The 22,094-nt window shown below is 60.7% G+C and carries 15 protein-coding genes; 7 read left to right on the forward strand and 8 right to left on the reverse strand.

The annotated features are described in order from the left end of the window. The first annotated feature begins 537 nt into the window (after positions 1-537). The 3 genes from PST29_RS23930 to PST29_RS23940 all read left to right on the forward strand — a co-directional run bounded on the left by PST29_RS23930 (position 538) and on the right by PST29_RS23940 (position 5,129). Positions 538-3,645, forward strand: a complete 3,108-nt coding sequence (locus PST29_RS23930; RefSeq protein ID WP_060844486.1) for a transglycosylase domain-containing protein — start codon at positions 538-540, stop codon at positions 3,643-3,645. Between the two features lie 123 nt (positions 3,646-3,768). Then, positions 3,769-4,347, forward strand: coding sequence for a PadR family transcriptional regulator (locus PST29_RS23935; protein ID WP_060840835.1), 579 nt, complete (start codon positions 3,769-3,771; stop codon positions 4,345-4,347). Beyond that, positions 4,344-5,129 (forward strand): siderophore-interacting protein, encoded by a 786-nt coding sequence (locus PST29_RS23940; RefSeq protein WP_060844487.1) that lies wholly within the window; start codon positions 4,344-4,346, stop codon positions 5,127-5,129. The genes PST29_RS23935 and PST29_RS23940 overlap by 4 nt, the downstream gene beginning before the upstream one ends. 6 nt (positions 5,130-5,135) lie before the next feature. Here the strand turns inward: PST29_RS23940 and PST29_RS23945 are convergent, their stop codons facing one another. Both PST29_RS23945 and PST29_RS23950 read right to left on the reverse strand, forming a co-directional pair. Beyond that, on the reverse strand, positions 5,136-5,804 hold the full coding sequence (locus PST29_RS23945; RefSeq protein WP_060844488.1) for a Pr6Pr family membrane protein: 669 nt from the start codon (positions 5,802-5,804) through the stop codon (positions 5,136-5,138). Positions 5,805-5,812: 8 nt separating this feature from the next. Further along, complete coding sequence (locus PST29_RS23950; RefSeq protein WP_019093117.1) at positions 5,813-6,043, reverse strand: VF530 family DNA-binding protein; 231 nt, start codon at positions 6,041-6,043, stop codon at positions 5,813-5,815. A gap of 265 nt (positions 6,044-6,308) precedes the next feature. On the opposite strand from PST29_RS23950, the gene PST29_RS23955 reads away from it, so the two are divergent. Then, positions 6,309-8,348 carry a TonB-dependent receptor gene (locus PST29_RS23955; RefSeq protein WP_060844489.1) on the forward strand — a complete coding sequence of 680 codons (2,040 nt, stop codon included), beginning with the start codon at positions 6,309-6,311 and terminating at the stop codon, positions 8,346-8,348. A gap of 66 nt (positions 8,349-8,414) precedes the next feature. Here PST29_RS23955 and PST29_RS23960 read toward each other — a convergent pair whose 3' ends face one another. Continuing rightward, positions 8,415-9,803 carry an aminotransferase-like domain-containing protein gene (locus PST29_RS23960; RefSeq protein WP_060840839.1) on the reverse strand — a complete coding sequence of 463 codons (1,389 nt, stop codon included), beginning with the start codon at positions 9,801-9,803 and terminating at the stop codon, positions 8,415-8,417. A gap of 307 nt (positions 9,804-10,110) precedes the next feature. On the opposite strand from PST29_RS23960, the gene PST29_RS23965 reads away from it, so the two are divergent. The 3 genes from PST29_RS23965 to PST29_RS23975 all read left to right on the forward strand — a co-directional run bounded on the left by PST29_RS23965 (position 10,111) and on the right by PST29_RS23975 (position 15,447). Beyond that, on the forward strand, positions 10,111-11,313 hold the full coding sequence (locus PST29_RS23965) for a benzoate/H(+) symporter BenE family transporter (protein ID WP_060844490.1): 1,203 nt from the start codon (positions 10,111-10,113) through the stop codon (positions 11,311-11,313). A gap of 223 nt (positions 11,314-11,536) precedes the next feature. Then, positions 11,537-12,910 carry a carbohydrate porin gene (locus PST29_RS23970; protein ID WP_060844491.1) on the forward strand — a complete coding sequence of 458 codons (1,374 nt, stop codon included), beginning with the start codon at positions 11,537-11,539 and terminating at the stop codon, positions 12,908-12,910. Positions 12,911-13,026: 116 nt separating this feature from the next. Next, positions 13,027-15,447, forward strand: coding sequence for a glucose/quinate/shikimate family membrane-bound PQQ-dependent dehydrogenase (locus tag PST29_RS23975; RefSeq protein WP_060844492.1), 2,421 nt, complete (start codon positions 13,027-13,029; stop codon positions 15,445-15,447). A gap of 112 nt (positions 15,448-15,559) precedes the next feature. On the opposite strand, the gene PST29_RS31985 is transcribed toward PST29_RS23975, so the two are convergent. The 5 genes from PST29_RS31985 to tssI form a co-directional block, all read right to left on the reverse strand. Next, a complete protein-coding gene (locus tag PST29_RS31985) occupies positions 15,560-16,300 on the reverse strand; it encodes a hypothetical protein (RefSeq protein ID WP_129406399.1) in 741 nt (246 codons plus the stop codon). Then, the gene (locus tag PST29_RS31990; RefSeq protein ID WP_129406398.1) at positions 16,297-16,761 is read right to left on the reverse strand and encodes a hypothetical protein; all 465 of its coding nucleotides are present in this window, start codon (positions 16,759-16,761) and stop codon (positions 16,297-16,299) included. Before PST29_RS31990 ends, PST29_RS31985 begins: the two co-directional genes overlap by 4 nt. Before the next feature lie 254 nt (positions 16,762-17,015). Continuing rightward, the gene (locus PST29_RS23980; RefSeq protein WP_129406397.1) at positions 17,016-17,462 is read right to left on the reverse strand and encodes an XAC2610-related protein; all 447 of its coding nucleotides are present in this window, start codon (positions 17,460-17,462) and stop codon (positions 17,016-17,018) included. A 4-nt stretch (positions 17,463-17,466) separates the two neighbouring features. Then, on the reverse strand, positions 17,467-19,695 hold the full coding sequence (locus tag PST29_RS31995; protein WP_148659672.1) for a M23 family metallopeptidase: 2,229 nt from the start codon (positions 19,693-19,695) through the stop codon (positions 17,467-17,469). A gap of 46 nt (positions 19,696-19,741) precedes the next feature. Continuing rightward, on the reverse strand, positions 19,742-21,772 hold the full coding sequence (gene tssI / locus PST29_RS23990) for a type VI secretion system Vgr family protein (RefSeq protein ID WP_060844494.1): 2,031 nt from the start codon (positions 21,770-21,772) through the stop codon (positions 19,742-19,744). Positions 21,773-22,094: the final 322 nt, after the last annotated feature.

The raw sequence follows: 22,094 nt of genomic DNA on the forward strand, positions 1-22,094 counted from the left end.
TAGCCGCAGCTTGCTCAACCGTACCGGCCTTGTGGGGCGGCGCGTCTGTAGGACAAGACCTGCCAGATCAGCGGGGTGCGCAGTATAAAAAGCTCCTGATAGGGCTTTTCACTCTATAAGTAGCTAAATTCAGAGAGAAATCTCGGCCTAAAGCGCTTTTGCAAAGAAGCATTACCTGCTTTTTGCCTCAATACCTCATTCCGAAAGGGTCCGGAGTATTGCACAGCCCTGGTGCATCGTCATGCCCCTACCTAGGGCGTATTTACCTATGCAAAGGCTCTAGCCCGGCAATCTCCCACCACCCTGTGGCGAGGGAGCTTGCTCCCGCCGGATCACGCAGCGGCCCTGGACTCAGCCACCGTGATCTCTCTGACGCAACCCATGCTCAGGCTTGGCGGCTGCTGCGCAGCCGGACGGGAGCAAGCTCCCTCGCCACAGAAGCGGGACCGAGCTGTTTTCACAATTTCCTCACCCATGGCCGCCACCGACTAAGCTTCAGGCAAGTCCGATCAATCTGCGTGAATGGATCAATCGACTATGGGCGCTCTGTGGCAAACCGATTCGCGTAAAACCGCAGTGCCAGGCCACAGCGAGGACGAAGCGCCTTTACCCAAAAAGCCCCGAGCGCGCCGTTATGCCTGGCGCCTGTTCTGGCTGTTGCTGCTGATTGCCCTGATTGCCCTGGGGGTGGCCGCGTCCCGGGAGATGCGCACCTCCAAGCTCCAGGCCCGGGAATTCAGCCGGCTGGCCAGCGATTTGAGCTACTCCCTGCAACCCGGGCCCAGCGATGCCGTGCTCTACCCTGGCGCCGGTCCCTTCGACCGCCGCCTGGGCTACAGCGCCCTGGGGGAATTCCTGCCGCGCCTGCTCAAGCGCGGCTACCAGATCGACGCGCAGACGCGGTTTTCCGCAGCGTTGATGGACTACAGCAAACATGGCTTTTTCGTGCCCTATACCGAAAAGATCCAGGCCGGGCTGTCCATCACCGATTGCCGCGCCGCGCCCTTGTACCGCTTCAATTATCCGCAACAGCTGTATGCCAGTTTCGCCAGCATCCCCCCGCTGATGGTGCACAGCCTGCTGTTCATCGAGAACCGCGACCTGCTGGATCCCAAGCTGGCCCTGGCCAATCCGGCGGTGGACTGGCCACGCTTCGCCAAGGCCGCCTGGTCCCAGGTGGCCAAGCTCATGCACCTGCCGGGACAGACAGCCGGCGGCAGCACCCTGGCCACCCAGCTAGAGAAATACCGCCACTCCCCCGACGGCCTGACGCTGTCCGGGGGCGAGAAGATCCGGCAGATGGTCTCTGCCAGCGTGCGTGCCTATCAGGATGGCCCGCAAACCCTGGAAGCCCGGCGCCGGATCGTCCGCGACTACCTCAACAGCGTGCCGCTGTCGGCAGTGCCCGGACACGGTGAGGTGCATGGCATGGCCGAAGGATTGCGGGTCTGGTACGGCGCCGATTTCGAACAGGTCAACCGGGCGTTGAGCAGCACCGCCAACGACTCGCAAAGCCTGGCGCAGCGCGGGTTGGCCCTGCGTCAGGTGCTGTCGCTGATGATCGCGCAACGTCGCCCTTCCCATTACCTGGCCAAGGGCCGCGCAGAGCTGGCGGAACTGACCGACAGCCATATCCGCCTGCTGGCCCAGAACGACATCATCGACCCGGCCCTGAGCGCCGCCGCCCTGGCCAGCAAGGTCAGCTACCGCGACTGGCAGCAACAGCCGACGATCCAGCCGATCGAAACCAACAAGGGCATCAGCGTGGCCCGCAGCCGGCTGGCGGCGCTGCTCAACCGGCCCCTGTACGACCTGGACCGCCTCGACCTGTCCGCCACCAGCACCCTGCAGAGCGACCTGCAACGCCAGGCCACCGACTACCTCAAGCACCTGGCCGACCCGGCCTTCGCCGCGCAGATCGGCGTGCTCGGCGAGCGCCTGCTGACCCCCTCCAGCACCACCCAGGTGCGCTACAGCTTCACCCTGTTCGAACTGACCCCGGACGGCTCGCGGGTGCGAGTGCAGACCGACAGCACCGACCAGCCGTTCGATATCAACGAAGGCAGCAAGCTGGAACTGGGCTCCACCGCCAAGCTGCGGGTGCTGACCACCTACCTGCAGATCATCGCCGAGCTGCACGACAGGCATGCCGGACAGACCCCGGCCGAGCTGAAGAAGGTTGCGGTCAACGACCAGGACCGGCTGAGCCGCTGGGCCATCGACTACCTGATGCAGAACAGCGACCGCAGCCTGCCGAAGATGCTCGACGCGGCCCTGGACCGCACCTACTCCGCCAGTCCCGGCGAAGCCTTCTTCACCGGCGGCGGGGTGCATCACTTCCACAACTTCCGCAATGAAGACAACGGCCGCAGCCCGACCCTGCGCGATGCCCTGCGCGAATCCATCAACCTGCCGTTCATCCGCCTGATGCGCGATCTGGTGCGCTACAGCACCTACGGCGGCGACAGCGCCAGCGCCGAACTGCTCAGCGACGACGCCAACCCGCGGCGCCAGGAGTACCTGGCGCGCTTCGCCGATCGCGAAGGCACGTCGTTTCTCCTGCGGTTCTGGAAGAAGTACCGCAACAAGGACACCCAGACACGCCTGGACACCTTTCTCGACGGCATGCATCCCACGGCGATCCGCCTGGCCGCGGTGCACCGCTACCTGCTGCCCGATGCCAGCCAGGAAAGCTTCAAGCGCTTTGTCCGGGCCCACATGAAAAACGCCAAGACCGGCGAAAAGCTCACCGACGAACGCCTGGACAAGCTCTACGCCAGCTATGGCCCGGGAGCCTACGACCTGCCGGACCAGGGCTACATCGCCAAGGTCCATCCCCTGGATCTGTGGCTGCTGGGCTACCTGATGAACAACCCCGACGCGAGCTTCAGCCAGATCGTCAAGGCCAGCGAGTTCGAGCGTCAGGAGGTGTACAGCTGGCTGTTCAAGAGTCGCCATCGCAGCGCCCGGGACAGTCGCATCCGCACCATGCTGGAGATCGAGGCGTTTCTGGATATTCACCAGCGCTGGCAGAGCGTCGGCTATCCGTTCGACCACCTGGTGCCGTCCCTGGCCACCGCCATCGGCAGCTCCGGCGACCGTCCGGCGGCCCTGGCCGAGCTGGTGGGCACCATCCTCAACGACGGCGTGCGCCTGCCGACCCTGCGCATCGACAGCCTGCACTTCGCCGCCGGCACGCCCTACGAAACCCGCCTGAGCAATGACCCGGGCAAGGGCAAGCGGGTCATGCCGTCGGAAGTCGCCACGGCCCTGCGCGGGGCCTTGTCCCAGGTGGTGGATGCCGGCACCGCGAAACGGGTGTCCGGCAGCTTCAAGCTGGCGGATGGCACCCCGCTGGCCATGGGCGGCAAGACCGGCACCGGCGACAACCGCATCGAAGCCATCGGTGCCGGCGGTCGGGTGCTGAGTTCCAAGTCCATTAACCGCACCGCGACCTTCGTGTTCTATATCGGCGAGCACCACTTCGGCACCCTCACCGCCTACGTCCCGGGCGCCTCGGCACAAGCCTTCAAGTTCACCTCGGCCTTGCCGGTGCAGGTGCTCAAGGGCATGGCGCCGATCCTCATGCCGTACCTGCAGCCGGACAGCAGTACCCAGTGCCTGGGCAACCTCGCCCAACGCTGAATCCGGGTTCGTCGTTCACTCCTCCCTCCCCGACAAACGGCCGCTGCGTCGCGGGTAGAAATGCTTGCACGCCACTTAAGATATATCTTAAGTTATGTCTAAATCGAAACGGAGAAAGAGAAAATGAGCGAGCATCACCCTCCTCCCCATCGTGAACACGGGGACAACCATGAGATTTTCGAACGCCGCCCCGGCCGCGAACGCGGTGGTCGCGGACCCCGGGTCTTCGCCCCCGGCGACCTGAAACTGCTGCTCTTGGCGCTGATCGCCGAACAGCCGTGCCACGGCTACGACCTGATCCGCCAGATCGAAAGCATGTTCGACGGCGCCTACAGCCCCAGCCCCGGGGTGATCTACCCGACCCTGACCTTCCTGGAAGAAAGCGAGCTGATCCTGGGCGACGCCGAAGGCGGCAAAAAGCGCTACAGCGTGACCGACGCCGGACGTCAGTCCCTGCAGGAGCAAGCCATCGCCCTGGACGGCGTGCGCATGCGCATCGAAGTCAGCAAGCGTTCCCTGCGCGGGCACGATCGCCCCGCGGAGATCCACGAGGCGGTGCACAACCTGCGCCACGCCCTGCAGATGCACCACGGCCGCTGGAGCCCGGAAGAAATCCTCCGGGTCCGCGACCTGCTGAACAACACCGCCAAGGCCATTGTCGATGGCCCCCTCAGCCACCCTGCCCAGGAGAAAAGCCAATGACTGCCAGCCCAGAACTGTCCATTCACCGGGTCATGCACGAGATCAAGCGCCGGCGCCTGGAGGTCCTGCGCGTCGTCGACCTGACCCCGCGCATGCGCCGCATCACCCTCGGCGGGCCCGAGTTGGCCGGCTTCATCAGCCTGGGCAGCGACGACCATGTGAAGCTGCTGTTTCCGCAGAACGCCGAACAGCAAGCCGCCCTGGAAACCCTGGTGCTGGGCCCGGGCAAGGACAGCGGCCCGATGCCGGCCATGCGCGACTACACCCCACGCCGCTACGACATGGAGCTGGGCGAACTGGACATCGACTTCGTGCTCCACGGCGACGGCCCGGCCTCGACCTGGGCCGAGCAGGCCAAGCCGGGGCAGTACCTGCACATCGGCGGGCCCAGGGGTTCGATGATCGTGCCGGACATCTTCGACAGCTACCTATTGATCGGCGACGAAACCGCCTTGCCGGCCATCGCCCGGCGCCTGGAAGAACTGCCGGCCGGCCGCCGGGTGCTGGCGGTGATCGAGGTACAGGACGCCGCCGAACGTCAGCCCCTGGACAGCGCCGCCGAGGTGCAGGTGATCTGGGTCGAACGTGACGGTGGCGGGCAGGACCTGCTCAGCACCGTGCGTCAGTTGCAGATGCCGCCAGGCAAGCTGTACGCCTGGGTGGCCACCGAGAGCAAAGTGTCGCGCCAGGTTCGTCGGGTGTTGCTGGATGAACACCGGCTCAACGACGAATTCGTCAAGGCCGCCGGTTACTGGCGCCTGGACAGCAGCGAAGCGGAATAACCCCGCCTACCGGGGATGGGACTGGCGCCTGCCCAGCCAGCGGTCCAGGCCCAGCAACAGCAGGGACACCAGGACAAATCCGGCCAATATCCCCAGGGCATTGAGCAACACCTGGGGATACCCCAGCTTGTCCACCGCAATGAAGGGATAGGGGTACAGCCCCAGCAGATTTCCGCGTAACAGCAGGTAGGCGAAATACAGCACCGGGTAGAGCATCCACAGACCGATGTGCTTGAGTCGCAGCCCGCCCTTGGGCACGCAACACCACCAATAGAGCAAAAACAGCAGCGGCATCACGTCGTGCAGCAACTCATCGGCCAGCCATTGCCAGCCCTGGGGATGCCACAGGTGACGCAACAGCAGGCTGTAGGCCAAGCCCACCAGCACAATGCTCGCCGCCACCGCGCCACTGACCGCGGGCCTGAGCATGAATGCCTGCCCCCGGGATATCCGCAGGTTCAGGGCGCAGGTCAGCACACTGGCCACCAGGGTGTTGCTGAGCACGGTGAAGAAGCTGAAGAAATTCACCAGGCCGCCCAACAGACTGGCGCCCACCTCCCAGCGCAGCAGCAGGATCAGGTACAGCTGGACGGTCAGCCCGAACCAGCCAAGGATCGCCGCCACGGCAATCAGGCCGCGCCGAGTGAACAGCCCCCGCAGCGAGAAGCCAGCCATGGGGTTCCTTAAAGCGGGCGCTTGGTGCGTTGCAACTTCACGTAGAGCTTCTCGACCTTTTCCCGCGCCCAGGGCGTCTTGCGCAGGAAGGTCAGGCTCGACTTGATGCTCGGATCGCTCTTGAAACAGCGGATATCGATGCGCTCGGCCAACCCCGACCACTCATAGTGCTCCACCAGCGCCTTGAGGATCTGTTCCAGGGTCACGCCATGCAGCGGGTCGGTGTGGGTGTCGGTCATGCCAGGCCTTTGCGGGAAGAAAAGAGGGAAAGCCGCGCACCTTAGCCGAGGGCATGCCCCCGCGCCAGAGCGCTTGAATAACTGTAGCCGCCACCCGCCCTTGCGGTGCTCGGGCATGAGCGGCAAAAAGTTCCTGGCTTTTCGCGATAAAAGAGATGTTATATTGTATCAATCAATAACAACTCACCCGCATTCTGGGCACCCCCGTGTCCCGCCTGTCCTCTGACTCAAAGCGCCTAGCGCCCTGCTTGCCAAGGAATGACCGATGTCCCGTTCAGCCTCCCGTCCTTCTCGCTCTTTACTGTGGCGCCTGTCGCCCCTGTCCGCCGCACTGCTGCTTGCCTCACAGGCCCACGCCGTGGAATTGCCCCGGCAGGTCATCACCGCCAACCCTTTGGGCAGCACTGAGCTGGCCGCCCCGAGCACCGTGCTGGAAGGCGACCAACTGACCCTGGAACAGAAAGGCAGCCTCGGTGAAACCCTGAACAAACAGCCGGGGGTGTCTTCGTCCTACTTCGGCCCCGGCGCCAGCCGCCCGGTGATTCGCGGCCTGGACGGCGACCGCATCCGCATCCTGCAGAACGGCGTCGGCGCCCTGGATGCTTCGTCGCTGTCCTACGACCACGCGGTGCCCCTGGACCCGGTGAACGTCGAGCGCATTGAAATCGTCCGCGGCCCGGCGGCCCTGCTGTACGGCGGCAACGCCATTGGCGGGGTGATCAACAGCTTCGACAATCGCATTCCCACCGAAGCCATCGAAGGGATTCACGGCGCCGGCGAGTTGCGCTACGGCGGCGCCGACACCACCCGCAGCAGCGCCGGCAAACTGGAAGCCGGCGACGGCACCTTCGCCCTGCACCTGGACGCCAACTCCCGGCAGTTCAACGACCTGAAGATTCCCGGCTACGCCCGCAGCCGCCACGCCCCGGCCAGTGACGACGGCGATGGCAAGAAAGGCCGCCTGGGCAACAGCGACGGACGTCAGGACGGCGGCGCCATCGGCGGTTCCTACACCTGGGACGACGGTTATGCCGGCCTGTCCTACAGCAACTACGACTCCAACTACGGCTCCCCCGCCGAAGACGACGTGCGCATCCGCATGAAGCAGGACCACTACGCCTTCGCTTCGGAACTGCGCAACCTGCAGGGCCCGTTCAGCTCGCTCAAGTTCAACGCCGGCTACACCGACTACCAACACCGCGAGATCGAGGGCGGCGAAACCGGCACCACCTTCAAGAACAAGGGTTACGAAGCCCGGGTCGAAGCCCGGCACCAGCCCCTCGGCCCGCTGGAAGGGGTGATCGGCGCCCAGGTCAATCGCAACGAGTTCTCCGCCCTGGGCGAAGAAGCCTTCGTCCCGCAAACCGATACCAACAGCGGCGCGCTGTTCATCCTCGAAGAGCTGCAAGCCACCGAACGCCTGCGCCTGAGCCTCGGCGGGCGCCTGGAACACACCACCGTGGACCCGGACGGCAAAGGCAATCCACGCTTCGCCCAGGCCGACAAGTCCAGCAGCTTCACCGCCGGCAGCCTATCCTCCGGCGCGGTCTACACCCTGACCCCGGTCTGGTCCCTGGCCGCGACCCTGGGCTACACCGAACGCGCTCCGACCTTCTATGAGCTGTATGCCAACGGCGCCCACGTCGCCACCGGCACCTATGAAGTGGGCAACGCCAAGCTATCGAAGGAAAAAGCCGTGTCCAGCGACCTGGCCCTGCGCTTCGACAACGGCACCCACAAAGGCAGCGTCGGGGTGTTCTACAGTCACTTCTCCAACTACATCGGCCTGCTGGGCACGGGGCGAACCCTCAACGATGAAGGCGAAGAAGAGGCAGGCGGAATTCCGGAATACGCCTACAGCGGAGTACGAGCACGCTTCACCGGGATCGAAGCCCAGGATCGCTGGACCCTGGGGGAAAGCGCCTACGGCAAGTTCGCCCTGGAGCTGTCCGGCGACTACACCCGGGCCAAGAACCTGGACAACGGCCAGGACCTGCCGCGCATTGCTCCGCTGCGTCTGAACAGCGGCCTGCTGTGGGAACTGGATCGCTGGCAGGCGCGCCTGGATGTGCAACATGCCGCCAGCCAGGGCCGGGTGCCGGACCACGAAAGCGGCACCGATGGCTACACCACCTTTGGCGCCAGCGCCGGCTATCGCTTCGACATCGGCCATAGCCAGTGGCTGGCCTTCGTCAAGGGCGAGAACCTGACCAACCAGACCGTGCGCTACGCCAGCTCGATCCTGCGGGATATCGCCCCGGCCGCCGGGCGCAGCGTGGAAGTGGGCTTGCGCACCACCTTCTAAGGGCCCTGTTCGCCGACAAGCCGGCTCCTACCGATCGGTGCAGGAGCCGGCTTGCCGGCAAAGGGCTTAGCGATAACGGCGCGGGTCCGCCTCGATCAGGCTGGCCAGCTGAGTCAGGGCAAAACGCAACTCGTCCCGGGTGGTGGGCGACATCAGCACCACCCGCACACAACGGGAGCTGACGCCGCGTTCCACCTGGAATTGGCTGCCGCTCATCACCAGCACCCCATTGGCCCGGGCCAGGGTGGCGAACTCATCAGCGCTCCACGGCTCCGGCAACGTCAGCCACAGGTGATAGCTGTGGGGCTGGGTCTGGATCTGCAGACCGGCAAACACCTCCCGGGCGATCGCCTGGCGCACTGCTGCTTCGCTGCGCTGGGTCTGCACCAGCTTGCGATCCAACCCCTCGACAATCACGTTGCTGGCCAATTGCGCGGTCAGGGGCGACGGCATCCACACACTGCTGCGAACCATCGAGCTCAGGCGCGACAGCAGCTTGGGCGGGCTGTAGAGGTAACCCACGCGCAACGCCGGCATGATCGCCTTGGACAGGCTGGTGAGGTACACCGAACGCTGCGGCGCATAGCTGGAAAGCGGCTTGATCGACGGATCGGTGGCAAGAAAGCCGTAGATATCGTCGTCGATGATCAGAAAGTCGAACTCTTCGGCAATCGCCGCGATCTGCGCCCGACGCCGGGGCGACATGATCGCCGTGGTGGGGTTCTGACAACTGGCGACGCACACCAGCAATGTCGGTTTTTCCCGCAGGCACTGCTCGCGCAGGGCCTCGGGCAGCATCCCCTCCTCGTCCATCGCCACGCCCCTCAGGCGCCGCTCCAGGCCATGGGCCACGGAGATGATGCCCGGGTAGGTCAACGACTCGCAAAGCAGCAGGTCACCGGCGTTGCTCAAGGCGCTGATGGCCACCGTCAGGCCATGCTGGGCCCCGGCCGTCAGCACCACCTGTTGCCAATGGACTTCGGACAGGGAGTGGCGCAACCACTGGGCACCGGCTTCGCGATGGGCCGGATGGCCACCGTCGGGGGCGTAGTCCAGGGCACGGCCGAAGTCGCTGCTGTGGGCCATGCCCACCAGAGCGCCGCGCAACCAGTACTCCAGGGTTTCGCTGTAGGGCTTGATGATCGACAGGTCCAGGACGTCGGACTGGCCCAGGGACAGCGACGGCGCGCTGGAACCTTCGGGCAACGCCAGCGGCGGCTGCGCCAGCACGTAGGTGCCACGCCCGACTTCCCCCTGCACCAGCCCGCGCCGCTGGGCTTCGCTGTAGGCGCGGCTGATGGTGCCGGGGGTGACATTCAGGGTCACCGCCAGCTCGCGCAGGGTCGGCAGACGATCACCGTCATTCAACAGGCCGCTGCCGATATCCCGCGCCAGGGCATCGGCAATGGACAGGTAGACCGGCTGATTGAACTCGCTTAACTGGGGAACCCACATGGAGGCTGATGACCATCGGCTGCGTTGAGGTGGACCGGAGCATATCACAGCCGTGCATCGACCTTAACATCGACTCATTTGACAAATTGATTCGATCCATAGGCCAAACCGCTGGCCTAGATTCGCCAAAGAATTTTTTGAAAACCCTATAAAACCCTATAAATCAGTAACTTGACTGCCAATCACCAACGATTTTGCCGTGCCCACATCGAGAAACAATTGAATCGATTCAATTCATTGAAATACACTCGACCCGCGCCAACTCAATCGACTCAACTTCTTCCACCCCATGCCCAGTCGAGATGCCATGCACAGTCTCAGCAAGGACCTGTCCCTCTCCGCCGTGATCGCCGGCCTGATCGCCGTGATCATTTCCTACGCCGGCCCCTTGATCATCGTGTTCCAGGCCGCCCGCGAAGCCCATATGCCCAGTGACCAGGTGTCGTCCTGGATCTGGGCCATCTCCATCGGCAGCGGCCTCACCGGCCTGCTGCTGAGCTGGCGCCTGAAAGTGCCGGTGATCACCGCCTGGTCCACTCCCGGCGCAGCGCTGCTGGTATCGATGCTGCCCACGGTATCGCTGCCCCAGGCCATCGGCGCCTATGTCGTGGCCTCGTTGATCATCGCCGTGCTCGGCCTGTCCGGGGCCTTCGACAAGCTCATGAGCCGCCTGCCCAAGGCCATTGCCGCGGCCATGCTGGCGGGCATCCTGTTCCGCTTCGGCGCCGGGCTGTTCACTTCGGTGACCCTGCAACCGGCCCTGGTGCTGGCAATGATCGCCGCCTATCTGCTGGGCAAACGCTTCTCGCCACGCTACGCGATTCTCGCGGTGCTGCTGGTGGGCTGCGCCGTGGCCGCCGGCCTTGGCGAGTTCAACGGTGGCTCCATCACCCTGGCCCTGGCCGAACCGATCTTCATCGCCCCCGAGTGGAACTGGCACGCCATCGTCAACATCGGCCTGCCCCTGGCCCTGGTGACCCTGACCGGGCAATACGTGCCGGGCATGGCGGTGATGCGCAGCGCCGGCTACACCACCCCGGCGCGCTCGATCGTGTCCTGGACCGCCATCACGTCGGCGCTGCTGGCGCCCTTCGGCTCCCACGGCATCAACCTCGCCGCCATCACCGCCGCCATCTGCACCGGCCGCGAAGCCCACGAAGACCCGAACAAGCGCTACATCGCCGGGATCGCCTGCGGCCTGTTCTACATCCTCATGGGGATTTTCGGCGCGACCCTGGCCTCGGTGTTCGCCGCCCTGCCCAAGGAACTGATCGCGGCCCTGGCCGGCCTGGCCCTGTTCGGTGCCATCAGCGCCGGGCTCAGCGGCGCCATGGCCGACGAGAAGCAACGTGAAGCCGCGCTGATCACCTTCCTGGTCACCGCCTCGGGCATGAGTTTCCTCGGCCTGGCGGCGGCGTTCTGGGGGCTGATCTTCGGCCTGGTGGCGCACTTCGTCTTGAGCTACACCCGGCAGAAACACGCCCTCGCCGCGGCCACCGCGCCGCGCTGAACCTGCCCGGCCCCGGCCACTGTTACCGAATCCGAAAGGGTTCATGTCAATAAAAGCGCTTTCTCTCCAGGAGACGGCGCTTTATCCTTCGCACCCTGAAGCTGAAACGCTTCATCTTTCCTTTTGAAATCAGCGGCATGCCACCTTGATCCATCGCGATCAAGGCCACGCAGCCTGCCCTTGCTTCTGCCTATTCCTAGAAAAAGACCTGACTCGAATGCCTATGCCCGTTTTTCAGCGCTTAAAAGACAGCGCTGTCCTGACTCCCGTTGCCCTGCCCAAGACCCTGAGCCTGCTGGGCGCCCTGGGGTTCGCCGCCTGCGCCCAGGCCGCCCCGGCCTTCGACAGCGACTCGCCCTGGATGCTGGGCGACTGGAACGGCGCACGCACGGAACTGGCGAACAAGGGCTACGACTTCAAGGTCGACTACGTCGGCGAGATGGGGTCGAACCTGCACGGTGGCTACGACCACGACCGCACCGCGCGCTACAGCGACCAGTTCGCCTTCGGCAGCCACCTGGACCTGCAGAAGATCCTCGGCTGGGATGACGCCGAGTTCCAACTGACGGTGACCAAGCGCGACGGCGACAACATCAGCAACGACCGGATCAACGACCCACGGGTCGGCGGCTTCACCTCGGCCCAGGAAGTCTGGGGCCGCGGCCAGACCTGGCGCCTGACGCAGATGTGGTACCAGCAGAAATTCTTCGACCAGAAGCTCGACATCAAGGCCGGTCGCTTCGGCCAGGGCGAAGACTTCAACAGCTTCCCTTGCGACTTCCAGAACCTGGCGTTCTGCGGCTCCCAGGTGGGCAACTGGGCCGGCAGCGTCTGGTACAACTGGCCGGTCAGCCAGTGGGCGCTGCGGGTCAAATACCACCTGACCCCAGAGGTCTACGCGCAGATCGGCGCCTATGAGCAGAACCCATCGAACCTGGACCGCGACAACGGCTTCAAGCTCAGCGGCAGCGGCACCCAGGGCACCCTGTTGCCGGTGGAACTGGTGTGGACGCCCAAGCTCAACGGCCTGGCCGGTGAATACCGCGCCGGCTACTACTACAGCAGCGCCAAGGCCAGCGACGTGTACAAGGACAGCAACGGCCAGAGCGCGGCCCTGAGCGGCGAAGCCTATCGCAGCAGCTCAAGCAAGCACGGCCTGTGGTTCGGCGCGCAACAGCAAGTCACCAGCGTCGCCAGCGACCATTCCCGCGGCCTGAGCCTGTTCGCCAACGTCACCGCCCATGACAAGAAGACCAACGCCATCGACAACTACGTCCAGGCCGGTCTGGTCTACAAGGGCCTGTTCGATGCTCGCGCCAAGGACGACATCGGCTTTGCCCTGGCCCGGGTCCACGTCAACCCGGCGTACCGCAAGAACGCCCAGGCCAGCAACCAGGCCCGCGCGATCTACGACTACGACAACCCCGGCTACCTGCCGCCGCAGGACACCGAATACAGCGCCGAGCTGTACTACGGCGTGCACCTGGCCAACTGGCTGACCGTGCGCCCCAACCTGCAATACATCCGCCATCCCGGTGGCGTGAGCCAGGTCGACGACGCCCTGATTGGCGGGATCAAGATCCAGAGTTCGTTCTAAGGCCCCTGGTACCCAACAACGTCATTCACAGTTTTCAGCTGAACCAAGCCCGCGCCTGATCGTCATCTACAGTGAACAAGCGCGGGTCCACTCTTAACGTCACGGAGAACCACACTATGAGCACTGAGGGTGCTTCAAGTCCGAGCCGCTGGCTGCCAAGCCTGCTCGGGATCTTGCTGCTGCTAATGGGCCTGGCCTTGCTGGCCGGGGGGATCAAGCTGAGCATGCTCGGCGGCTCGCTGTACTACGTCCTGGCCGGTATCGGCCTGACGCTGACCGGCCTGCTGTTGCTGGCCGGCAAACGCGCGGCACTGGGTCTGTACGCCCTGCTGCTGTTCGCCAGCACCGTCTGGTCGCTGTGGGAAATCGGCCTGGACTGGTGGCAACTGGTGCCACGCCTGTCGCTGTGGTTCGCCCTCGGCGTGGTCCTGCTGCTGCCCTGGTTCCGCCGTCCGCTGCTGCGCGATGGCCCGGCACCGATGGGCACCGCGGCCCTGAGCGTGGCCGTGGTCCTGGCCGGTGGCGCCGCCATTGGCAGCCAGTTCACCCACCCTGGTGAAATCTCCGGCGACCTGGGTCGCGACAGCGCCAACATGACCAGCACCGCCCCGGCCATGCCCGAGGGTGAATGGCAAGCCTACGGCCGCACCGAGTTCGGCGACCGCTACTCGCCACTGAAGCAGATCACCCCGGGCAACATCGGCAAGCTGCAGGAAGCCTGGCGCATCCGCACCGGCGACATGCCGACCGCCAAGGACCCGGTGGAAATCACCAACCAGAACACCCCGCTGAAGGTCAACGGCATGCTCTATGCCTGCACCGCCCACAGCAAGGTGCTGGCCCTGGACCCGGACACCGGCAAGGAAATCTGGCGCTTCGACCCGCAGATCCAAGGCCCCAACGGCGACGACTTCCGTGGCTGGGCGCACATGACCTGCCGTGGCGTGTCGTACTACGACGAAGCCAACTTCAAGAACGCCGATGCCATCAGCCAGCCGGCCACCCTGTCCCCCGCGGGCCAGGCCATCGCCGCCAGCTGCCCGCGCCGCCTGTTCCTGCCCACCGCCGATGCGCGCCTGATCGCCATCAACGCCGACACCGGCAAGGTCTGTGAAGACTTCGGTAACAAGGGCGCCGTGGACCTCAAGGCCGGTATCGGCCCGTTCACCCCGGGCGGCTACTACTCCACCTCGCCGGCAGCCATCACCCGCAACCTGGTGATCATCGGCGGCCATGTCACCGACAACGAATCGACCAACGAACCGTCCGGCGTGATCCGCGCCTTCGACGCGCACGACGGTCACCTGGTGTGGAACTGGGATTCGGGCAACCCCGACGAAACCGCTCCCCTGCCGGAAGGCAAGACCTACACCCGCAACTCGCCGAACATGTGGTCCCTGGCCAGCGTCGACGAGAAGCTGGGCATGGTCTACCTGCCACTGGGCAACCAGATGCCTGACCAATGGGGCGGCAACCGCACCGCAGGCGCCGAGAAATTCAGCGCCGGCACCGTGGCCCTGGACATCGACACCGGCAAGCTGCGCTGGAACTACCAGTTCACCCACCACGACCTGTGGGACATGGACGTGGGCAGCCAGCCGACCCTGCTCGACATGAAGACCGCGAACGGCGTCAAGCCGGCGCTGATCCAGCCGACCAAGCAAGGCAGCATGTACGTGCTGGACCGTCGCGACGGCACCCCGATCGTACCGATCCAGGAAATCCCGGCCCCGACCGGCGCGGTCGAAGGCGACCACACCGCCCCGACCCAGGCCCGCTCGGACCTGAACCTGCTGCCACCGCCACTGGACGAGAAAGCCATGTGGGGCGCCACGCCGTTCGACCAGATGCTGTGCCGCATCCAGTTCAAGGAACTGCGCTATGAAGGTCAGTACACCCCGCCGTCGGTGCAGGGCAGCCTGATCTACCCGGGTAACGTCGGCGTGTTCAACTGGGGCAGCGTGTCCCTGGACCCGGTGCGCCAGTTGCTGTTCACCAGCCCGAACTACATGGCCTTCGTTTCCAAGCTGGTGCCGCGGGCCGAAGTCGCCGCCGGCAGCAAGCGCGAAAGCGAAACCTCGGGCGTGCAACCCAACACTGGCGCGCCTTACGCGGTGATCATGCACCCGTTCATGTCGCCTCTGGGCGTACCCTGCCAGGCACCGGCCTGGGGCTACGTGGCCGGTATCGACCTGACCACCAACAAGGTGGTGTGGAAGCACAAGAACGGCACCAGCCGCGACAGCTCGCCAATCCCGATCGGCCTGCCGATGGGCGTACCGAGCATGGGCGGCTCCATGGTCACCGGCGGTGGCGTGGGCTTCCTCAGCGGCACCCTGGACCAGTACATCCGCGCCTATGACGTGAAAAACGGCAAGGAACTGTGGAAATCCCGCCTGCCAGCGGGCGGCCAGGCCACGCCGATGAGCTACACCGGCAAGGACGGCCAGCAGTACGTCCTGGTGGTCGTGGGCGGCCACGGCTCCCTGGGCACCAAGATGGGCGACTACATCATTGCCTACAAACTGGCGGAATAAGCTTTACCGGCAGGGATGAAAAAGGCGGCTACCTACGGGTAGCCGCCTTTTTTTGTGATCGCTACGCATTAGGAATATCACTCCCCTTAGGGAGTACAGCTTTTCTGTATGCTTAATTTAAAAATACAATACCTGACGCCACCCTCTTTAATTCACTGAAAGTTTTCGCACTTATCGATAGTGGCTCTGGGGCATTCTCAGCACTGCCGAGTAAAACACTTTCGCCTTTAATCAGGCAAAACGTTACTCGACCAAATGTAGGTGTGTCTTTGTTTTTGTATCCAACAATGAAGCCGCTCAAATTTTCATTTTTTATTTCTTCAAATACATAACTATTGGCGGCTCCGGCTTTTTCTGTTGGCCTCCACCCTGCCTCGCTCAGCGCCCCCGGGCATTTAAATGCATTATCATTTTTGATTTGCTGCAGTTCAGGGCTGTCACTGCTTAGCTGATTTTCGAATGCCGGCTCAAAATCAAAGTATTTTGCATTGTCACACATCAAACCAAACCATTTCGAGTTCAGCCCAGATTTTTTCTTAAAACTCCAACTGTATCCAAAGCTTGTTTCGGCCTGTGATAAATATGGCCAATCTTTGATTTTTTCATTTGATTTTGACTCAAGAAATACAACGTCTGGCGTATTAAACCTTAAGCGTTGCCCCTTGAGCAGCAGCATGCTGTATAGACAATGGCTCTGGTGAATTTCTACTGTGCTTTTCCCAGTGGCATATATGCTTTCCCTGATACCATTGCCTAACTTGATGGTTTCGCCACCAACAGCGGCAAAAGAAAAGATCAGCAGTAAGCATAGTTGCGCTTTTGCCAAGCCCAACATCCATTTTATGATATTCACCACTCAATACTCCTGCGAACATAATCCAGTGGAACCATGGATAGGCTATTGGCGGACATTGGAAATTGCAGTCTATCCATTAAAACAACCTGTGCATTTGCAAATGCCATGAATCGTGCCTGGATTCCCCATATAGACGAAAAATTTGATGATGGTGATCCAGTATTAATTGTTGCGGCAACATTTCCAAACGCGGAATTTTCGTAATAGTGTTTCGTCTGAAGGTTTGTCGTGACAGCCCTTAATGTACTGAAAGGCGCCGCATAGTATCCATCTGCCTGTTTGGCTGACCCAGACCATAACCCATATGCGTCGGCGCTGTTGGTGGTATCAAACGATGCCTTTACAGCCTCTCGTTTTACAATGATCTCTTGAGGGATGCCCGTAGATATATCGTTCAAAGAGTTTATCGGATCATACATGAATCCCCCCTGAGCAATAGGGCGATTATTATTGGTCATGACCAACCTGCTCATTAAAGCTTGTGAAATCTGATTGTCGATGCCCCCCTTGAATCTCCAATATTCAATATAGTTTCCAATATGGGTTAAATGCAGGAAGTCTATACAGCGTCAAGAACTGTACCATTATGGACTATCCTCATGACTTGTTTGATACCCTTGTGTCTCTTGAGTGGCATTGGCAAAAAAACATGCCATTCGGACAGGTGTACTAAAAGGAACTTGTGATTCTGGTTAGCAGTTGGCCACTTTCATCAGAAGCTAGTAACGCACTGCTTTGGGATATTATCCTCATAGTAGGTACTGTTTAGACTTCTGTTTTTTTTATCAGTCACGAGATTGATAAATTCATCACCACAACTTGGAAAGATCTCTGTGAAGGCTATTGTTTTAACGTCATAAATAAACACTCTAAAGATCCTGTAAGTACCCATCCCATCATCAGTATGCCAAACAGCAAAATCCCCCACTCCGTCAAAATTGAAATCATCAAGCGCTATATGTAGCTTCTTATCTGTTTCAAAAGCAAAGTCGCTTACCTTGTGATTCCCATTACTCTTCACATCTATATTCAAGCTTAATCCGTCCCACGAAAGCTTTACTTCGCTTTCTTTGTCGGGGTTGAATCTTAGCGATTGCGCTTGAATAGACACGCAAACAAAGGTTACTAGCGCCGCCAAAATTGCTTTTTTAACATTCATCTGACTACTCCGCAGGCTGCATATCTGCATGGATAGTAGCCTTCCCTGTAGGAGATATGATTATTGTTTGGGTTTCAGCAATGCTGTCTGTAAGCTTTCGAAGCATATAGGCAGTATAGGCCTGTCTCTCGTAATATCCGTTGCCGCCGCCGTTAACTAGACGATTGATCAGTCCTATATTATTAGCCGAGTACAACCTGTCTGAAACTCTGTTTATATTCATTCCACCAGAGAAGACTTTAGACACCCAGTAAAAACCGCCCGAGTCACACGCATTATATTTGCTCTCTGCAACTATATCTGGATCAAATCTTGGAGCCCAGACAAAAGCAATCCCCCCATCATCCGGATGTGCTGAGTAGTGCATTGAAACGTTAGTCAGGCGTGGAGGGATATTCGAAATCCTTTCAGTATATGCGCCTACATGATTTCTAAAACCTCGGTACTCTCCATAAGCTTTGTAGTTTTTAGCCCAAGTCAACTGCATTATCCCTCTTCCGTAGAACACGCTATAAAATTCAGTTGCGGGGTTTAGCACAGAATACCGACCAAAACCCCACTCATGCATTAAGCGCTTACTTCCACCGATATTTCTCCACTGTGCCGTTTCAAGAAGTACTTGCGCTAAAAATATAGAAATTCTCTTCCTGTCTGCACCCAAATATTTTCTTATGGCTTTATTTAGATCCTCTATATGGCTTGACACTCTATTTTCCGCACTTCTTCTATTTGTGGTATATGTCTGGCCACTTGTATTTATGGAAGTTCTTGGATTTCCGCTCGCGGTATAAAACATGTGCTTGGGAAACGTACCTCCAACTTCAACCAAACTCAGCCATCCACACTTTCTAAAAACCCGAATAAACTCCTTTGGTGGGAAATGCCAGTGCTCTGAATTAACATCTTTCAGATCCATATTTTCCCAAAAAGCCAACGCCTCATAGTGCAACTTCAATTTTTCTTGAGCCTGCGCGGAAATAATAGGCTCATTACCTTCACTCAACCAGTTGTACCTGTTGAAGAAATTGGCTCTTTCCCATTCGCTGGGAAATTTACAAATCAGTCGTTTAAGTTTTTTCTGGTTTTCAGGTGTGTTGATCATCGCACTATAGGCAGTACGCTGTTGTGGCGTCACTGGAATCTCGGAAATGCCCAGTAATTCCATAACCTGTTCAGACTGGCAACGACCATCACCATCGGTGTCATCGTCAATCAACTTCCAACCCTGCCAATGGGGAAAGTCGGCGTCGCTATAGACAGTAACTGTAGGACTTTTCAGGTTGACCCAGCCGACGCCTGCCGGATGGGCGCCGCTCGCCGGATAGGCTACTTGTCGCCAGTGCGCCGCATCATGGGGATGTAGTAGATCTGGACCCAATGTCCGGCCAAATCGCAATAACTCATAACCCGCACTCGGTGAACGGGGATACAACGTACTGGCAGTCGTATAGAGGTTGTATTCGTAATCTTGCGTTTCCTGCCGTTCTCCCAGTCGAGTGCCAACTTCATCGAGAGTGGTTAATGTGCACTGTCCTTTCCCATAGTTCATAGAAACAAAATAGGCATCGATATGCCGGTGAACAATGGCCGACTCATTAGTTGCGCTTGTTGGGTTGGTCGGGCGGGCGGCATAGAACAGTATTTCTGGAGGAATGTAGAAGTGAATATCGCCCCAACAACTATCAGTTCGCCCATTCCTGGTGGTGGTCAGGCGCCCGGTACTCCTGCCTAGAAAATGGCCAAGTTGCTCCTGGGAGCAGATGACTTCAAAGTGGATTTTATGGGGAGCACCATAAATCCTGCCCGCCGTACCTAATTCGTCCTTCCTGTAAATAGGCATATCAATTGCGATGTTGACGGATTTAATAGCGGATAAGTGCATGTAGATTGAATAAAAAACAACCTTGGCGTGGGCGCCTTCGCCTATATCCGTTTCGTGCTTCAGAATCAGGCAGCCGTTATCGGTCCAGCCATTTCGATAATTCAAAGGATGGCTGGTATCGGTGTTGGTTGCCGTAGGCTGACGAACATAAGCCACGGTTCCATCGGCGATGGCGCGAACGGGCAGGTGAGTGTTCCCTTCCCTCGGTGCCGTGAGATGGATACCACCGTGCCAGATCATGTTCTGACCGAGAGGAAAGGCTCCTTCAGTACTGTTCATCGCCCGATTGAGATACTCCTCATCGCTTTCGTTTGGGGCGGCTAACGGGAGAAAAGGTGGGCTGATCAACATAGTCGGACTCCATATCCATCAATCTGCATGTCCATAAAAACGAGGGTTACAGCGAGAACGGATAATCTTCTTCAGGTTTGGTTTTCTGCTTGGGATTCACCAAAGCCTTCTCCATCAAGCTCCCGGCCTTATCCTTATCCGCCACGCCGGGTAGCACCGGTGGCTGGATTCCAATGCCAGAGCCAGCACCGGCTGCACCTCCCGCATTCACCTTGAGCAACGCCCCACTCACGCTGACGCCGCTGGCGTCGAGCTTGATAAAGCTGCCCCCGGCTTGCACCGTTAGTTCACTGGCCGCTTCGATCACCATCTTCTGGCCCGCTTGCAGGTGGATTTCACGCCCGGCCTGGAGCAGTTGTGCGGTGCCCAGCTTGATGTGCTGGTCTTGCGCCACGTTCAGGTGGTCGTCGGCGCGGATTTCGGTTTTGCGTTCGCCGTGGACGGTGCGGTGTTCCTCGGCCTTGAGTTCGCTGTAGCTGTTGCCTTCAACCCTGTCGTGACGCTCGTGGCCGACGCGAATCTTCTGGTCGTGCTGGATGTTTTCATCCCAGTCGCGCTGGGCGTGGACGAAGATCTGTTCGGCGCCTTGCTTGTCTTCGATGCGCACTTCGTTGAAGCCGGCGCCACCCGGCGAACTCAGGGTCTTGAATACGCTGCGGGTCTTGTTGGCCGGCAGTGCGTAGGGCGCCGGGTGTTCCTGGTGATAAAGGCAGCCGCTGATCAGCGGCTGGTCGGGGTCACCTTCGAGAAAGTCCACCAGCACTTCCATGCCGACGCGGGGGATGGCGAGGGCGCCGTAGCGGTCGCCGGCCCAGCTGGAGGCGACCCGCAGCCAGCAGCTGGTCTGGTCGTCGCCCTGGCCTTCGCGGTCCCAGTGGAACTGCACCTTGACCCGGCCATATTGATCGGTGTGGATTTCCTCTCCTGGCGGGCCGGTGACCACTGCGGTCTGGCTGCCCAGGACCCGGGGTTTGGGATGGTCCAGCGCGGGGCGGAAGAATACGTCCCAGGGGGTGGCGAGGAAGCGGTTGCGGTAACCCTGTTGGAAGCCATCGCTCAAATCGGTGTCGCTGGTGATGGATTCCTCCAGCACCTGGGGCTGTTTGCCCTCATGGCTGACCTGGGTCAGCAGCCAGAGGTCGTTCCACGCCTGGCGCGGGTGATCGGACAGTTCCAGCAAATGTCCGCTGACCAGTCGCGGTTCATCGCCCCAGCCTTCGGCTTGCCGGTAGTCGGCGCGATGGCGCTCCAGGGCGCGCTGGCTGAGGAACTTGCCCCGTTCGCGATCGGTGAAGCGCCCGGGGTAGTCGTAGTCCTCCAGGTCCGGTTGCTGGGTCTGGGCGTCGGGCTTGTAGGCGGCCTCCATTTGCAGGCGTGGCTTTTCGAAGTCGTAGTCACGTCGGGTGACGCGGCTGGTGCGCGTCTCGACCCGCACCTCGAAAGCCTTGATCACCGGCTCATCGGCCACCAGCCCGCTGCCGCGCACATAGGCGGTGGGTCGGCCAAGCTTGCGGAATACGCTCTGGTTATCGCTGAACACCAGCAAATGCGCCTCGCGGCTGTGCTGGAAGTGATAGTGCAGGCCTTCTTCTTCGCACAGGCGCTGGATGAAGTGCAGGTCGCTCTCGTCGTACTGCACGCAGTAGTTGCGCTCGGGGCACGGGTGTTGGATCTGGAACTGGTAGGCATCGCCGAGGATGCCGTGCTCTTCGAGGATCAGGGCGATGATCTGCGGCGCCGAGAGCTGCTGGAAGATCCGCTGGTTGCTACGGTGGCGCAGGTAATCCAGCTGCGGCAGCAGCGACAAGCTGTAGCGACTCAGGCGCTTGCCGGCGTCGCCTTGGGCGATGCGTTGGATCAGTCCATGGATGCCGTGACCCTGGGGGTCGAAAGCGAGAAAGGCCGGTTGGTGCAGCAGCGGTTCGAGGTCGATGAAGGGGCGTTCGCTGACCAGTTGCAGGTCGAAGCGAAACGGCTGGCTGATGGCTTCGCTGCCCTGGAAGGCGAGCACCTGGAAGTCGTGCTGGACGCCTTGGATGTCCAGGCTGAAGTGGGTCTGGTCGGCCGGGCTGAACATGGGTCGCTCCTTGACGTGTTGCGGCTAAGTCCATTAACCGAAGCGCTGCGGGGCCGAGGCCACGCTGCGGACGCGCAGTAACGTAGCAAGTTGCAACTCGTCACGTTTGTAGGAAGTGTCTGAAATACCGACCGATCAGCCCGTTCCATGACCTCCTTTATCTCACCGCCATCCGGGTGCTGAGGGTGCTGGAAGGAAAGTTGCGAATGCTCATGTGGCGACTGATCGGAGGAAGACTTCGGCATACCCTGCCCCTCAAATCGCGGTCACCGAAAAGTCCTACAACTCGCGTCCACTTGCATCACCTTGTCCCTCCAAGGCG

The organism is Pseudomonas sp. St29 (assembly GCF_001547915.1).
In the GTDB taxonomy this organism is placed as follows: domain Bacteria; phylum Pseudomonadota; class Gammaproteobacteria; order Pseudomonadales; family Pseudomonadaceae; genus Aquipseudomonas.

Bases quoted from the DNA above. Each gene is read 5' to 3' on its own strand.
- PST29_RS31995 (WP_148659672.1), bottom strand. From the start codon at position 19,695: ATGTTGATCAGCCCACCTTTTCTCCCGTTAGCCGCCCCAAACGAAAGC.
- PST29_RS23975 (WP_060844492.1), top strand. From the start codon at position 13,027: ATGAGCACTGAGGGTGCTTCAAGTCCGAGCCGCTGGCTGCCAAGCCTG.
- PST29_RS23965 (WP_060844490.1), top strand. From the start codon at position 10,111: ATGCACAGTCTCAGCAAGGACCTGTCCCTCTCCGCCGTGATCGCCGGC.
- PST29_RS23935 (WP_060840835.1), top strand. From the start codon at position 3,769: ATGAGCGAGCATCACCCTCCTCCCCATCGTGAACACGGGGACAACCAT.
- PST29_RS31990 (WP_129406398.1), bottom strand. From the start codon at position 16,761: ATGACCAATAATAATCGCCCTATTGCTCAGGGGGGATTCATGTATGAT.
- tssI (WP_060844494.1), bottom strand. From the start codon at position 21,772: ATGTTCAGCCCGGCCGACCAGACCCACTTCAGCCTGGACATCCAAGGC.
- PST29_RS23955 (WP_060844489.1), top strand. From the start codon at position 6,309: ATGTCCCGTTCAGCCTCCCGTCCTTCTCGCTCTTTACTGTGGCGCCTG.
- PST29_RS23930 (WP_060844486.1), top strand. From the start codon at position 538: ATGGGCGCTCTGTGGCAAACCGATTCGCGTAAAACCGCAGTGCCAGGC.
- PST29_RS23970 (WP_060844491.1), top strand. From the start codon at position 11,537: ATGCCCGTTTTTCAGCGCTTAAAAGACAGCGCTGTCCTGACTCCCGTT.
- PST29_RS23950 (WP_019093117.1), bottom strand. From the start codon at position 6,043: ATGACCGACACCCACACCGACCCGCTGCATGGCGTGACCCTGGAACAG.
- PST29_RS23945 (WP_060844488.1), bottom strand. From the start codon at position 5,804: ATGGCTGGCTTCTCGCTGCGGGGGCTGTTCACTCGGCGCGGCCTGATT.
- PST29_RS23960 (WP_060840839.1), bottom strand. From the start codon at position 9,803: ATGTGGGTTCCCCAGTTAAGCGAGTTCAATCAGCCGGTCTACCTGTCC.
- PST29_RS23940 (WP_060844487.1), top strand. From the start codon at position 4,344: ATGACTGCCAGCCCAGAACTGTCCATTCACCGGGTCATGCACGAGATC.
- PST29_RS23980 (WP_129406397.1), bottom strand. From the start codon at position 17,462: ATGAATGTTAAAAAAGCAATTTTGGCGGCGCTAGTAACCTTTGTTTGC.